Source organism: Stackebrandtia soli, from assembly GCF_965137155.1.
Taxonomy (GTDB): Bacteria; Actinomycetota; Actinomycetes; order Mycobacteriales; family Micromonosporaceae; genus Stackebrandtia; species Stackebrandtia soli.
Map to the genome: position 1 here is coordinate 1 of NZ_CBCRZX010000030.1, position 13869 is coordinate 13869.

Genomic DNA, 13869 nt, shown 5'->3' on the forward strand with positions numbered 1-13869 from the left:
CGCTCGGTGGAGGAGCGCGGTGACGAGGGGGTTGGCGCGGATGGAGGTTTCGCGGTCGGGTGTGGTGGGCAGGGTGACGCGGTTGCCTCTGACGCGGCGCAGTGGATGCGCCATGACCGTCGCGTGTGGATCGTTCTGTTCGATTTGGGCGGCGATGGTGTCGGTCCAGGCTCCGTCGGCGCGGATGAGTCGTCGGTGGTCGGTGCCGAGTCGCCACGCGGCCTCGTCGTCGAATCGTCCTATGGAGACTCCGGCGAACGTGCCGAAGGGGGTGGCGCGGGATCGTGCGCGAAGGGCGTAGCGGGAGACGGTGAGCGCCAGTCGATCGGGTTTGGTTGACGCGGTGGGCGTGGTGACGGCGCGGGCGGTGTCGGGGCTGGCCGCCCACAAGGCCGCCATGAATGATGGGTGTTTGATGGACTCGGCGAGGAGCCGGGGGGCGGCGTCGGCGTTCTCGCCCGGATCGATGTCGGGGATCGTTGGCAGTGAACCCGCTGGCCATGGCGCCACGCGTGCGAGCAGGGGGCCGGCGAGGGCGTAATGATCGACCACAGTCTATGTCCAATCTGGACTTGAAATCCGTAATCTCATGGTAACATTCGCCGAAATTCATTGGCTGGCAATAAATGTCGCCAGCTTGCCGGAAAGGAGTGCGTGATGCAACCCATCACCGACAACCCCCAGCTCTCCGCCGTCGAGGACATGGACCTCCTCGATCTCGATCTCACCATTGTGGAATCCGACGACGCCTCGACGATGGCGGCCGAGCGCGTGCGCGCCGGAGGCGCCACGTCGACCTGCACGACCTACTGGAGCGCCTCGCGCTGCCCGTCCTGCTGGTAGCCGGTGCCGGTGCCGGCGCCGTTCGGCGACTGACAGTGGTTGACGATCGCCCCCGCCGTCGACGGCGGGGGCGATCCGCGCTCACGGGCATCGCGAAAGGAAGACCATGATGGATGAACGCTACGCGGCGGCCGGGCTCGAGGCCCTCGCGCGATACGGCGAGTTGCCGGGACCGCTGACCGCCGATCCGCACCGGTGGTACACCTCGCTGCGGGACGGCGCGCCCGTCCACCCCGCGACGTTGCCGGACGGCCGTCGAGTGTGGGTGGTGACGACGGCCGACGCCGCGGCGTCGGTGTTCACCGATCGGCGGTTCTCGAACGATCCGGCGCACCGGGCGGGCGTCGGCGTGTTCGACGGGCATAGGCATATGGGGATCGCCGATCCGCCGGACCATCGGCGGCTGCGGGGGGTGGTCGCCAGGCACTTCGCGGCCCCGCAGATCGCGCGACTCCGGTCGAGGGTGACCGAGGTCGTGGACGACCTGCTGAGCGGGGTCGACGGCGACGTCGATCTCGTCGCCGACGTCGCCGCGGTCCTGCCGCTGCGGGTCATGTTCGGACTGTTCGGTGTGCCCGACGAGGAGCAGGACCGGTACCTCGCGCCGCTGGTCGCCGCGTCGAACGGCGACACGGGTCGGCTGGCGCGAGTCCGTGACGATCTCGCCGAGCTGGTGGAGCGGCGGGCCGCCGAACCGGGCGACGACGTGCTGTCCACTCTGGTTCGCGCGCGGGACGTCGACGGGACGCTCTCCGACGGAGAGGTCACCGCGACGGTGTTCCTGCTGCTGTCGGCGGGCCACGAGACCGTCGTCAGTCTCGTCACCGTCGGCGTGTACACCCTGCTTCGCCATGAGCGGCAACTGAAGGCGCTGCGCGAACACCCCGGGCTCATCCCGACCGCCATCGAGGAGATCCTGCGGTTCGAGCCGACGGCGAGCCATTCGACGGGGCGCTACGCGACCCAGGACGTCGACCTCGCCGGGGTCACGATCCCGGCCGGAGACCTCGTTCTGGTCAACCTCGCGGCCGTCAACCGAGACCCGACGCTCAACGAGGACCCGCAGCGTTTCGACGTCACCCGCGAGAGCCCACGCCATCACGCGTTCGGGCGCGGGCGGCACCTGTGCCTCGGTGCGCCGCTGGCCCGGCTCGAAGCGGAGATCGCGCTGACGCGGCTACTCGCCACCTACCGGGACATCCGCCCCGGAGCGGAGGGCGCGGCCTGGCGCGTCGAACCGGGGCTGCGCGGTCTGGCGTCGTTCCCGGTGACCGTGACGCGGTGAGACCCGTCGACCCCGGTTCTTCGCCGCCGCAAGGGTTCCAGGTGCGTCGCGAGGCACCCGGCGAGATGCGGGGTCCCTAGTTCGTCTCGGCTCTGCCGTGCCGCCAGTACCCCATGAACGCGACCGCGCGCCGGTCCACGCCGCACTCGGTGACGAGGTGTCGCCGCAGGGTCTTGATGACGACGGCTTCGCCCGCCAGCCACGCGTACAGCGGTGCCGACGACGGAACGACGTCGGCGGTCGGGGCCTCCCACAACAGGTCCGTGTCGACGTCGACGTCCTCAAGGGGTGTCGCGGACTCGATCGGGGCCTCCACGAGTTCCGTCGCGATCGCGCACACGCGCGGGATCGACGCCGAACCGACCGGGCCGTCGCCCCGCCCGAGCACCGTCAGTTCGACGCCGTCGGGTTTGCGTCCGATGATCGCCGCGTCGGCGGCGTCGGGGAGTTCGAGGACCGCCGCGCCGATCGTCGACGGGTCGAGCCGCTCGAGGATGCCCGCGATCGCGGGGGCCGAGGTCTCGTCACCGACGAGCAGGACCCGGTTGACGGCGGCCGGCGGGTGCCAGTCGATGCCGCCGCCGTAGGTCGCCGATCGCGAGTTCGGTGCCGTCACGATGATCTCGTCGCCGATGACGGCGTCGGACGCCCACGTCGACGCGGGGCCGAGCCGACCGTGCAGGGCGATGTCGACGTCGAACTCGCCGGTCTCGGGGCGGACGTTGCGCAGCGTGTACGTGCGGACCGGGGGACGCTCGTCGTTCGGCAGCGCCCGCCACGCGCTGTACCAGTTGTCGATCATCGGGAAGTCGCTGAAGTCCTTGCCGGGCAACGGAAAGATCAACTTCATCCGCTGGTCGTAACCGGTGTCGGCGATCGACGTGGTGTCGGGGCCGGCGAAGGTGAACCGTCGGAACGTCGGGCTCACCTGCTTGATCGCCGTGACCCGGACCGCGTACAGCAGGAACGGGTTGTCGATGCTCTGGCCCTGTGTCACGGATGACTCCATGTGCTGATCCCTGTCCGACGAAACGCTGAAAGAAGGTAAGCCTAACTTTCCTGATCGCGGCGGGCTCCGGGGCGCGGGGCACTTTCGTGACGGACGTCGCCCCGTGCTGTGAGTCCGGCGTGAAGTGCCACGGACCGCCACCGTCGCGCGACACCCACGGTGATATTGATGAGGTTCGATTCACTCATGGCAGGAGAATGCCCATGAACTACCGATCCGCGCTGACCGCACTCGGCGCGACGACCCTGCTCGCGGCCGCGGTGCTGTCGGCGCCCGCGCACGCGGCGTCCATCGACGCGACGACGGTTCCCGGCATCGACGCGGCGACCACCCAGGCCTCCCTCGACTTCGGCCAGGCCGCGGCCGAGGGCCACCAGTTCGCCATCGTCAAGGCCGGCGGTTCCCAGCTCTCCGACGGTCCGTACGTCAGCCCGCACTACACCCGCCAGGTCGACGAGGCCCGCGCGGCGGGCATGACCGTCGGACACTACTGGCTCGTCGGCGACTTCCAGTCGCCCGTCGCCGCCGCCGACTACTTCGTCGACCACCTGCACGACTACCGCGAGGGCGACGTCATCGCCCTCGACAACGAGGCCCTCGACGACTCCGTGAACCTGTGGAACGACGCGCAGGTCGCGACCTGGTTCCAGCGAGTCCAATCACGACTCGGTGACCTCGTGCCGTGGGTCTACATGTCGTCCTCGGTCGTCCGGTCGATGGACTGGGACGCCACCGTCGCCACCGGCGTCAAACTGTGGGTCGCGATGTGGGGCGCCAACGACGGCTCCTACCCCGGCGAGCCCGACCTCGGCGGGAAGTTCCCCGGCTGGGCCGCTCACCAGTACACCTCGGTCGGCACCGCCGGCGGCACGCACCCCGTCGACCTGAACGTCGCCAAGCCCGACGCGTTCGAGATCGTTCCCGGTGACGGTGGACCGCCCCCGGGCGAGGACCCGCTCCCCAAGACGAGCACCGAGACGGACGGCATTCCCGGCGTCATCTTCTGGCAGCGCGCCCAGAACTGGCTGTCCATGGAAGCCGGTTACACCGGCCCGATCGACGGCGTTCCCGGCGTCAACACATACGCCGCGCTGCAACGCGAACTGCGCGACCACTATGGATATACCGGCCCGATCGACGGCGTTCCGGGACCCAACACCTACGCCGCCCTTCAACGCCTTGCCGCCGAGCACGGCTACACCGGCCCGATCGACGGCGTTCCCGGACCGAACACCTGGCGTGGCGTCGCCCGCTTCCTCAACCAGGACCGCTGGGACTGAACAGGACCCGCCCGTCACGGTGTCCCGACGACCGGGACGTTCGTGACCCCCTGAGGACGATGAACTCGGCCCGAGCCCGACGGCTCGGGCCGGGTGCCGTCCCCGCCCGACGAGCCTCCTCGACAATCATCCATTGTGTTGTGATGGGTGCTCGTCATCGACCGATTCCCGGTCGTTACCCTGGTCACCACCTTGCCCCTGAACGAAGGATCACCGGTGCGCCCTCCTCTCCCCCTACGCGGGAAGACCGCGCTCGTCACGGGCGTATCCCGGCGAAAAGGCATCGGCTACGCGATCGCGCGACAGCTCGCCGAACTCGGCGCCAGCGTCTTCATCCACCACTTCGCGCGGCACGACGCCGAACAGCCGTGGGGCGGCGACTCCCTGGACGCCGTCACCGACGGGATCCGCTCGGCCCTCACGCCCGGAGCGTCCTTCGGTGACGACGACGCCGACCTCGCCGACCCGGCGGCCCCCGCCGAACTCATCGACCGAGCGCTCGCGCTCACCGGACGGCTCGACGTCCTCGTCTGCAACCACGCCCGCTCCGGCGGCGATGGGTCCATGTTCGACATGACCGCCGAACGCCTCGACGGGCACTGGGCCGTCAACACCCGAGCGACGATCCTGCTCACCAAGCACTTCGCCGACCGCTTCGCGCCGTCGACGGACACCGAGCCGACCCGACCGGGGGAACGCGCCGAGATCGAACGGGTCGACGAACACGAGACCGGTCGCGTCGTGTGGATGACGTCCGGCCAACAGGACGGGCCGATGCCCGGCGAGGTCGCCTACGCCGCGAGCAAGGCCGCGCTCGCGGGCCTGACGAAGACCGCAGCCAGCGAACTCGCGCGACGCGGCATCGTGCTCAACACGGTCAATCCCGGCCCGGTCAACACGGGATACCTGGACGCCGAGACCGCCGATCGACCCCTGGACGACCTGAACGAGTTCATCGCGGGGACACCCTTCGGCAGGTTCGGGACGCCGTCGGACCCGGCGCGTCTCATCGGATGGCTCGCCACCGACGCGGGCCGCTGGATCGTCGGACAGGTCATCACGAGCGACGGCGGCTTCACCCTCTGAGCGTTGCCAGGGCTTTCCGGTCGCGAGAGGCCTGAGTGGACGATGGCGCGGCACGTCCGGTTGATGATCCGGCTCGGCCGCCCGGTCAGCGCGCGAACAGGATCGCGCCCGGAATGTCCTCGTCCAGTCCGAGAAGCAGCTGCGACGTGACGGTGAACCCGGCGTCGCGCAGCCAGGCGGTCACCGTCTCCGGCCTGCGCCGGTGGACGTACACATTCATCGGGTGGCCGCCGTAGCCCTGGGACTTCAGCCGAGACTCGTCGCCGACGTGGAAGCCGAGCAGAAGCGGCCCGCCTGGGCGCACCACGCGCCGGAACTGCGCGAGGACGCCGGGGATCGCCTCGTCGGGAACGTGCACCAGCGACCAGAACGCGAGCAGGCCGACCACCGACGCGTCGGCGAGGTCCAGGTCCGTCATCGAGCCCACCTCGAACCGAAGATCGGGGTACTCGTGCCGGGCGACGTCGATCATGGACGGGGACAGGTCGATGCCGAAGGCGTTGACGCCCAAGGCCCGCAGGTGCGCCGTGACGTGGCCAGGGCCGCAGCCGACGTCTGCGACCGGTCCGTCGCCGACGTCGCGCACGAGGTCGGCGAACAGCGACAACGCCGCGCGGAGGTGCGGCCTCCCGGCCAGGCCGTCACGCAACTGCTCGGCGTAACTGGCGGCCACAGTGTCGTAGGAGGTTCGGGTGTCGGTCAGCCAGCCGTTCGTGTCCACGATCGAACATGTTAGCGGTCGGTCGAACCGCCGCCGCCACGCCTCAACGACACCGGATTTGGTGGTTTGACGCGGGAAGGCTTGGCCTTGCGGAGGTTTCACGCGGGGGCGAGAGCGGTGTGCGCCGAAGACGTTCCACGGGGGAGTTGTTCGGCCCCACCGGTGCGACGCGAGGGCTTGTCTGGTCCGTAGTGGACGACTTGGGAAAGGAGACATCCGTTCCCCCGCCTCTTTCAATGTATAGCGCACGGGCCCCGGTACAGGGCACACCGGGGGCCCTTCGATGACGGCCCTGTGCTGCACAATTGCCGACCGAGACCGGAAACGGCGAGGCTGGGGAGTAACGGAATGCGTGTGTTGTTGTCGACGTACGGGTCGCGTGGGGACGTCGAACCGATGCTGGCGTTGGCGGTGCGGTTGCGGGCTCTCGGAGCGGACGCGCGGTTGTGCGCGCCGCCCGACTTCGCGGGGCTGGCGGTCGGGCTCGGGGTGTCCTTCGTACCGGTCGGACGACCGGTGCGCCCCATGGTGACCGGGACGACGCCACCGTCCGCGAAGGGGTTGCCCGAACGCGCGGCCGAGTGGGTCTCGGCGCAGTTCGAGACCGTCATCGCCGCCGCCGAGGGCTGCGACGTCGTGGTGGGCGGCGGCATGATGCCGGTCGCGGAACGGTCCGCCGCCGAGAGACTCGGCGTCCGCCACGTGTACGTGACCTTCCAGCAGATCACCCTGCCGTCGCCGTTCCGCGCGCCGCTGGCGCGGGCGGGTCGGGCGTTCCCTCCGGAGGTGACCGACAACCGGGCGCTGTGGGAGTTGGACGCCAAGGACATCGGGGAGTTGTTCGGTCCGACTCTCAACGACCATCGGGCATCGCTCGGAATGTCGATAGTGGATGATGTTCGTGACCACGTCTACACCGACACGCCGTGGCTGGCGACGGACCCGACGCTGGATCCGTGGCGGGAGACCTCCGACGTCGACGTCGTGCAGACCGGCGCCTGGATCCTGGACGACGACCCTCCGCTACCATCCGAATTGGAGGAATTCCTGGACGCGGGCGCGCCGCCGGTGTACGTGGGCTTCGGCAGCATGGCGGCGCACGCCCCCGGTCTTCGGTCTCCCGAGGACGTCGCGCGGGCGGTCATCGAGGCGATCCGCGCGCGGGGCCGTCGAGTCGTCGTCGGCCGCGGCTGGGCGGACCTGGCCCTGATCGACGACGAGCCCGACTGCTTCGCCGTCGGAGAAGTCAACCAGCAGGCACTGTTCCGTCGGACGGCGGCCGTCGTGCACCACGGCGGGGCGGGCACGACCATGACGGCCACCCGTTCCGGGGCACCGCAGGTGGTGGTGCCGCAGGCGGTGGACCAGCCGTACTGGGCGGGTCGGGTCGCCGAACTCGGAATCGGTGTGGCCCACGACGGTTCCGTTCCGACCGCCGAATCCCTGTCGGCCGCGCTCGAGACGGCGCTGACGCCCGCCACCCGCGAGCGAGCTACCACTGTGGCCGCCGCGATCCGCGCGGACGGGGCGACCGTCGCCGCGAACCTACTGCTCGATCGGAGTGCATGACGTGAATCCACCGAACAACGGCGTCTTCGACCTGCCCGTCGCCCTCGCCGCCAAGGCCGACCCCGCGCTCATCGCCGCCGACGAGCGGCACTTCGCGGCCATCGAGGCGAGCCTCGAACAGTCGATCGCGGAACTGTCCGAGCGTCTCGACGTCGAACGCCGGGCGCCCGGCGGCGTCGGCCAGAAGGCCCTGGATCGGGACATGGAGATCCATCGGTTGACGGCTCGCCTGCGCGCGTTGCGTCGCTTCGGGTTGGACCTGTGCCTCGGCCACATCGTCAGCGCGGACACCGGCGAGTTCATCTACATCGGACGACTCGGACTCACCGACAGCGAGGGCCGTCGGCTGCTGCTCGACTGGCGGTCGCCCGTGGCCGAGCCGTTCTTCGGGGCGACTCACGGCAACCCGATGGGCCTGACGAGGCGTCGCCGCTATCGCTGGACCCTCGGCCGGATCACCGACTACTGGGACGAGGTGTTCACTTCGGACGGTTTCGAGGGGCACGCCGCCGCACTCGACGACCAGTCCGCGTTCATCGCGAGCCTGGGCGGCGAGCGAACGGACCGCATGCGCGACGTGCTCGGCACCATCCAGGCCGATCAGGACGCCATCATCCGCGCGGGATCCAGGGGCGCCCTCGTCGTCGACGGCGGTCCCGGCACGGGAAAGACCGTCGTCGCGCTGCACCGTTCGGCCTACCTTCTGTACGCCGACCCGCGTCTCGGCCACCGCCAAGGCGGAGTGCTGTTCGTCGGTCCACATGAGCCATATCTCGCGTACGTGGCCGACGTCCTTCCCGGACTCGGGGAGGAGGGCGTTCAGACGTGCACCCTGCGGGACCTCATCGCCGAGGGCTCCGCCGCCGGGATCGAGACGGATCCGCACGTGGCGGCCCTGAAGGCGTCCGCGAATCTCGTGAAGGCGATCGAGACGGCCGTCAAGTTCTACGAGGAGCCCCCGACGAAGGGAATGACGGTCACGACCCACTGGTCGGACGTCTGGCTGAGCGCCGACGACTGGGCCGAGGCGTTCGGCGCGCCCGATCCCGGAACGCCGCACAACGACGCGCGCGACGAGATCTGGGAGGAGCTGCTGGCGATCCTGGTGGACAAGCACGACGACGAGGACGTCCCCGACGATCAGCTTCGGAAATCCCTGCTGCGGAACAGGGAGCTCGTCACCACCTTCAACCGCGCGTGGCCGCTCATCGAGGCCGCCGACCTGGTCGGAGACCTGTGGTCGGTGCCCGCCTACCTGAGGAAGTGCGCTCCGTGGCTCAACCCGGACGACGTTCGAAGCCTCCAACGCGAGGACGTCCGGGCCTGGACCGTATCCGATCTGCCCCTTTTGGACGCGGCGCGGCAGCGGCTCGGTGACCCGGAGGCTTCCCGCCGCAAACGCCGACGGGACGCCGCCGTCGCGGTCGAACGCGAGCGCAGGTCGAGGGTCATCGAGGACCTGCTTGAGGCCGAGGACGACAACGAGGGCGCGATGATCATGTTGCACGGGCGGGATCTGCAGGACGCGCTCATCGACGTGGAGGGTCCGGTTCGGACGGAGGTGGACGAACTGGCGGGGCCCTTCGCGCACATCGTCGTGGACGAGGCTCAGGAACTGACCGACGCCGAGTGGCAGATGTTGTTGCTGCGCTGCCCGTCCCGGAGCTTCACGATCGTCGGGGACCGCGCCCAGGCCAGGCACGGGTTCACCGAGCCGTGGCGGGATCGGCTCGAACGGGTCGGCTTCGACCGGATCAACCTGGCGTCGTTGAGCATCAACTACCGGACGCCCGAGGAGGTCATGGCGGAGGCCGCGCCGGTCATCCGGGCCGTGCTCCCGGACGCGAACGTGCCGACGTCCATCCGCAGCGGCGGCGTCCCCGTCACGCACGGGTCCATCTCGGATCTCGGCTCGATCCTCGACGCGTGGCTCGCCGCGCATGACGACGGGATCGCCTGTGTCATCGGCGATCCGACGTTCCAGGTCACTTCCCGAGTGCGGTCGTTGACGCCGGAGCTGTCGAAGGGGCTCGAGTTCGACCTCGTCGTACTCGTCGACCCGGAGGAGTTCGGCGGGGGCATCGAAGGAGCGGTCGACCGCTATGTCGCGATGACGCGGGCGACCCAGCGGCTCGTCATCCTCACGAGCTGACCGGTCGAGCCGCGACCCTCGCCGAGGCGACGCGGCCGACCCTCGAAAGGCGACGATCGCGGGATCGTCGAGCGGCTCGGTGCCGGACGCGAGGTTCGGCACCGAGCCCATCAGTGTGCAATGCCTGCGGCGCAAGGCGAGTGAAAGGGCTGGACGACGGCGGGGCTCGGTGCAGCGCCCGAGGAGTGTTCTTCGGGCGCGGCCTTTGTTCGCTGTCAGGGCTCGCGTGCTTTGTCGGGTGGTCGGAGACTTGCGGCTCGGTGGGGGTGGTGTGCGGGTCCGCGACGTGGACCACTGGCAGGAAGGGAGACCCACCAANCCGGGGAACTCNGCCACTGTGGGGTGGAAGGGATTCGCTTCAGTTGTGCCGTGGTGGTCTTCTGCGGCTTGGTGGGTCTTCGTTACCGCTGCCCGCAGAACGGCTTCGAGACGTACACCGCCCCACCAAGCCGAAGAACGGCCCGGCGAGGTGGTGGGTTGTCCCGCCCCGTGTCCGCCAGTCGGGTGTCCATGTCGGAGTCGACATGGCCGCCCGGCGATGTTCGCGGTGACGCTGGCTACTGGCTGATGAACTTCGACGAGCAGCGGACGGGCGTCACGTCGGAGGCGCCGACGACCGCGCGGATCCGCATGAAGTAACTGACACCCGCCGTGACGTCGTAGGAGAGGACCGTCCTCGGTCGGACGCTCGCGCTGCCGCCGTAGTAGGCCGGCTTGATGGTCCTCATTTCGGCGCGCGCCGAATCGAGTCGTGCACGAGTTGAGTTCCGATGTCCGTGCGTCGCCGACCCCGGCCGCGATGCTCAAGATCGGCGCTCCACCAGCGGTTTCGTCGGTCCCGTTCCTCCGACGCGGCGGCGAGGACGGACGAGGAGTGAAGCGCGGGGTCATCCGCTTGCCGATCATGGTTCGTCTGTTGTATGGTTCATTAGTCAAGTAATGAACCACAGAGCTAGCGAACTAGGAGGTGGCCACATGTTCGACGATCACAGCCCGATCTACCGGCAAATCGCCGAGCGCATCAAGGCCGACATCCTCTCGGGAGCGTTGGCGGAGGACTCGCAAGTCATGTCGACGAATCAGTACGCGGCCGCCTATCGGATCAACCCGGCGACGGCGGCCAAAGGGCTTCGGCAGTTGCTCGATGAGGAAATCCTCTACAAGCGACGCGGCATTGGCATGTTCGTCAGCCCCGACGCACGGGAGAAGCTCCGCCAGGAGCACCGCGAGCGCTTCTTCGTCGAGATCCTTCAGCCCCTCATCGATGAGGCGAAGACCATCGGCATCAGCCTCGACGACGTCATCACCTACATCAACGACCACAAGGATCGGTGACCCCCACCATGACCCTCGGTATTGAACTGTCTCGCCTCACCTTGCAGTACAAGGACACTCGCGCTCTCGACGAGATGAGTCTGCGGCTCGACGGTGGGAAGATCTACGGCCTGTTGGGCCGCAACGGCTCCGGCAAGACCAGCCTGGCCTCCGTGATCGCGGCGTTTCGTCCGCAGACCAGCGGGGAGGTCCTCGTCGGTGGTCAACCGCCGTTCGAGAACGCGGACATCGTCTCCCAGATCTGCCTGATCCGTGAGGGCGGCGACGTCTTCGACTCCGACCGCGTGTCCGTCGCCCTCAACTTCGCGGCTCGTTTCCGGCCGAACTGGGACGCGGACTTGGCCGCGCGCCTGGTCGACCGTTTCGAACTGCCGCTTCGCAAGCGCGTCAGCGCGCTGTCTCGGGGAATGCGTTCGGCGCTGGGCGTCGTTCTCGGGCTTTCGAGTCGCGCCCCGTTGACGATCTTCGACGAGGTCCACCTTGGCATGGACGCACCCAGTCGGGCCGCGTTCTACGAGGAACTGCTCGCCGACTACCTGGAGCACCCGCGCACCATCATCATCTCGACGCACCTCATCGAGGAGGTCGTGTCGCTGCTCGAAGAGGTCGTCATCATCGACAAGGGACGGGTGCTGTTCCACGAGCCGACCGACGACCTGCGCGAGCGCGGGGTGTCCGTGACGGGGCCGAGCGCGGCCGTCGCGGAGTTCACGGCGGGGCTCACCGTCCTCAATGAGCGAATTCTCGGCGGGACGACGCAGGTCACGACCTTCGGGGAGCTCGGCGCCGAGCAGCGTCGTGCCGCCAAGGCCGCCGGACTGGAACTCGGTCCGGTTCCGTTGCAGGACCTGTTCATCCACCTCACGGCGAAGGAGCGTCGGTCATGAAGCGTCCCCCGTCGATCGGATGGTGGCTGACGAGGTTGCTCGGCCCACTGGCACTCGGGTTGTGGGCCGTGCTCGTCGTCGTGGTCGCGCTGATCACCATCGCCATCGGCTCCCTCGGTGAGGTGACGTCGTCGGTGTGGAGCGGCGCCCGCTGGCTGCCGCAGTACTTCCTGCTCGTGCTGGGGGTCGCGGTGTCGGCGCCGAGCCTGCGGGTGTTCGTGGCCCACGGACGGACCCGCCGCGACGTGCTCGTCGGCGGAGTGGTGCACGGCGCGTTGATGTCGCTCTTGGTGGCGGTGTTGATGATGGTCGGCTTCGGCCTCGAACGGTTCGCGTTCGGCCTGGCCGGTGTCGAGCAGTTCTCCGGTGTGGACCTGCTGGGTTCGGCCGGGTCGACGGCGACCCTGTTCGCGCAGTTCCTGGTCCTCTATCTCGCGTACTTCGTGGCCGGTTGGCTGATCTGCAGCGGCTATGTCTGCTTCGGTGGTTGGATCGGTACCGCGATCCTGCCGGTGGCGATCCTGCCGGCGCTGATCGCCGAGGCCGTGTCGTGGCGGGAGAGCATCACGGGATCTCTTGTGGATGGATTCGATCTGATCGCGGGGCCCGGCATGCTGGCGGTCCCGTTCGGACTGACGCTGCTGAGTCTCGTGGCGATCGCGGCGATGCTGCGTCGCGCCACGATCGCGCCCCTGACGATTCGCTGACCGGAGGCGGCGATGACGGTCTCTACTCCAGGCGTTCAACTGTGGACGTGGATCGAGTCCTGGCTCTCGGTGACCGCGCACGGGGCCACCGAGCCGGGAGTCGACGCCCTCGTGCCGGTCCTGCTGCTGGCGGCGACGGTTCTCGCCGTCGCCGCGGCGCGCCGACGCCGCCGACGCCGATCGACCGTACCGCCCACGGCCCCATCGCCCACCCCTCCCGCATATAGTCCTGAAGGGACAAACAATGACAACCCATGCCTCATACTCGCCGTCCCGACTGGCGTTTAACTTCACCCGCGGCGCCCTCATGTACGTCGGGCCGATCTGGATGCTCGTGTTGGCCGTCGTCGCGACGATCACCGCGATCATCAACGCGGTCGGCACCGTCTCCGACAGCATCCTGGACTTCGCCACCATGCCTCCCCGGTACTGGATGCTCGGGCTCGGCATCGTGCTCATCGCGATGTGCTTCCAGCCGTACATCGCGGTCGGATTCACTCGACGGGCGCTCTCGATCACCCTGGTCATCACCATTCCGTTGATCTCGATCGCCTTGGCGCTGCTCATCGCGAGCGCGTACTACGCGGAGACGCTCGTCTACGACGCGTACGGCTGGGAGCAGTCGATAGAGGGCGCCCACCTGTTCGCGAGCCCCGACCAGTTCGGACTCGTCTTCCTGGAGAGCCTGCTCGTGTACATCGCGCATTTCGTGGCGGGCTGGTCGATCGCGATCCTGTTCTTCCGGATGCGGTGGATGTTCGCGGTGGTCTGCGCGATCGGCGTGTACTGCCTCGCGGCGGTCGTCGAACTCGCGGTCGGCGCGGGCTGGCCCGGTCGAGTCTCGGGTCTCATCGTCGGAAACGAGGACGTCGACCTCGCGATCGGGCTGCCGGTGGCGCTCATCGCGATAGCCGTCGCCGTCGCCGTCGCGTGGCGGGTCACCAGCCGAGCGCCGCTGCCGAACCACCACTCGTGATTCGGTGGCGACACATGAC

The 13869-nt window shown here is 68.8% G+C and carries 14 protein-coding genes; 10 read left to right on the plus strand and 4 right to left on the minus strand.

What is annotated here, in order from left to right; genetic code table 11:
- Window positions 1–552 (minus strand): lantibiotic dehydratase (locus ACM9NP_RS16570; RefSeq protein ID WP_415647614.1); only part of this gene is annotated, 552 nt, incomplete at its 3' end.
- A gap of 105 nt (window positions 553–657) precedes the next feature.
- On the opposite strand from ACM9NP_RS16570, the gene ACM9NP_RS16575 reads away from it, so the two are divergent.
- Both ACM9NP_RS16575 and ACM9NP_RS16580 read left to right on the plus strand, forming a co-directional pair.
- Window positions 658–843 (plus strand): hypothetical protein, encoded by a 186-nt coding sequence (locus tag ACM9NP_RS16575; protein ID WP_415647615.1) that lies wholly within the window; start codon window positions 658–660, stop codon window positions 841–843.
- Window positions 844–949: 106 nt separating this feature from the next.
- Window positions 950–2128: a cytochrome P450 gene (locus ACM9NP_RS16580; protein ID WP_415647616.1), complete on the plus strand. Its 1179-nt coding sequence runs from the start codon at window positions 950–952 to the stop codon at window positions 2126–2128.
- Window positions 2129–2204: 76 nt separating this feature from the next.
- On the opposite strand, the gene ACM9NP_RS16585 is transcribed toward ACM9NP_RS16580, so the two are convergent.
- A complete protein-coding gene (locus ACM9NP_RS16585) occupies window positions 2205–3125 on the minus strand; it encodes a siderophore-interacting protein (RefSeq protein ID WP_415647666.1) in 921 nt (306 codons plus the stop codon).
- 215 nt (window positions 3126–3340) lie between these two features.
- Between ACM9NP_RS16585 and ACM9NP_RS16590 the strand changes: the two genes are divergently transcribed.
- Together ACM9NP_RS16590 and ACM9NP_RS16595 are read left to right on the plus strand one after the other, a co-directional pair.
- Window positions 3341–4417, plus strand: coding sequence for a GH25 family lysozyme (locus tag ACM9NP_RS16590; RefSeq protein WP_415647617.1), 1077 nt, complete (start codon window positions 3341–3343; stop codon window positions 4415–4417).
- Window positions 4418–4633: 216 nt separating this feature from the next.
- Window positions 4634–5503, plus strand: a complete 870-nt coding sequence (locus tag ACM9NP_RS16595) for an SDR family oxidoreductase (protein ID WP_415647618.1) — start codon at window positions 4634–4636, stop codon at window positions 5501–5503.
- A gap of 85 nt (window positions 5504–5588) precedes the next feature.
- Here the strand turns inward: ACM9NP_RS16595 and ACM9NP_RS16600 are convergent, their stop codons facing one another.
- Window positions 5589–6224 carry a class I SAM-dependent methyltransferase gene (locus ACM9NP_RS16600; protein ID WP_415647619.1) on the minus strand — a complete coding sequence of 212 codons (636 nt, stop codon included), beginning with the start codon at window positions 6222–6224 and terminating at the stop codon, window positions 5589–5591.
- A 348-nt stretch (window positions 6225–6572) separates the two neighbouring features.
- Here ACM9NP_RS16600 and ACM9NP_RS16605 point away from each other — a divergent pair, with 348 nt between their 5' ends.
- Both ACM9NP_RS16605 and helR read left to right on the plus strand, forming a co-directional pair.
- Window positions 6573–7793, plus strand: coding sequence for a glycosyltransferase (locus tag ACM9NP_RS16605; protein WP_415647620.1), 1221 nt, complete (start codon window positions 6573–6575; stop codon window positions 7791–7793).
- A 1-nt stretch (window position 7794) separates the two neighbouring features.
- Window positions 7795–9945 (plus strand): RNA polymerase recycling motor ATPase HelR, encoded by a 2151-nt coding sequence (gene helR, locus ACM9NP_RS16610; protein ID WP_415647621.1) that lies wholly within the window; start codon window positions 7795–7797, stop codon window positions 9943–9945.
- 557 nt (window positions 9946–10502) lie between these two features.
- Here helR and ACM9NP_RS16615 read toward each other — a convergent pair.
- Window positions 10503–10673: a hypothetical protein gene (locus ACM9NP_RS16615; protein ID WP_415647622.1), complete on the minus strand. Its 171-nt coding sequence runs from the start codon at window positions 10671–10673 to the stop codon at window positions 10503–10505.
- Window positions 10674–10920: 247 nt separating this feature from the next.
- Here ACM9NP_RS16615 and ACM9NP_RS16620 point away from each other — a divergent pair, with 247 nt between their 5' ends.
- The 4 genes from ACM9NP_RS16620 (at window position 10921) to ACM9NP_RS16635 (ending at window position 13850) form a co-directional block, all read left to right on the plus strand.
- Window positions 10921–11280, plus strand: coding sequence for a GntR family transcriptional regulator (locus ACM9NP_RS16620; protein ID WP_415647623.1), 360 nt, complete (start codon window positions 10921–10923; stop codon window positions 11278–11280).
- A gap of 8 nt (window positions 11281–11288) precedes the next feature.
- Complete coding sequence (locus tag ACM9NP_RS16625; RefSeq protein ID WP_415647624.1) at window positions 11289–12167, plus strand: ATP-binding cassette domain-containing protein; 879 nt, start codon at window positions 11289–11291, stop codon at window positions 12165–12167.
- Window positions 12164–12874: a hypothetical protein gene (locus ACM9NP_RS16630; protein WP_415647625.1), complete on the plus strand. Its 711-nt coding sequence runs from the start codon at window positions 12164–12166 to the stop codon at window positions 12872–12874. The genes ACM9NP_RS16625 and ACM9NP_RS16630 overlap by 4 nt, the downstream gene beginning before the upstream one ends.
- Window positions 12875–13118: 244 nt before the next feature.
- Window positions 13119–13850 (plus strand): hypothetical protein, encoded by a 732-nt coding sequence (locus tag ACM9NP_RS16635; protein ID WP_415647626.1) that lies wholly within the window; start codon window positions 13119–13121, stop codon window positions 13848–13850.
- Window positions 13851–13869: the final 19 nt, after the last annotated feature.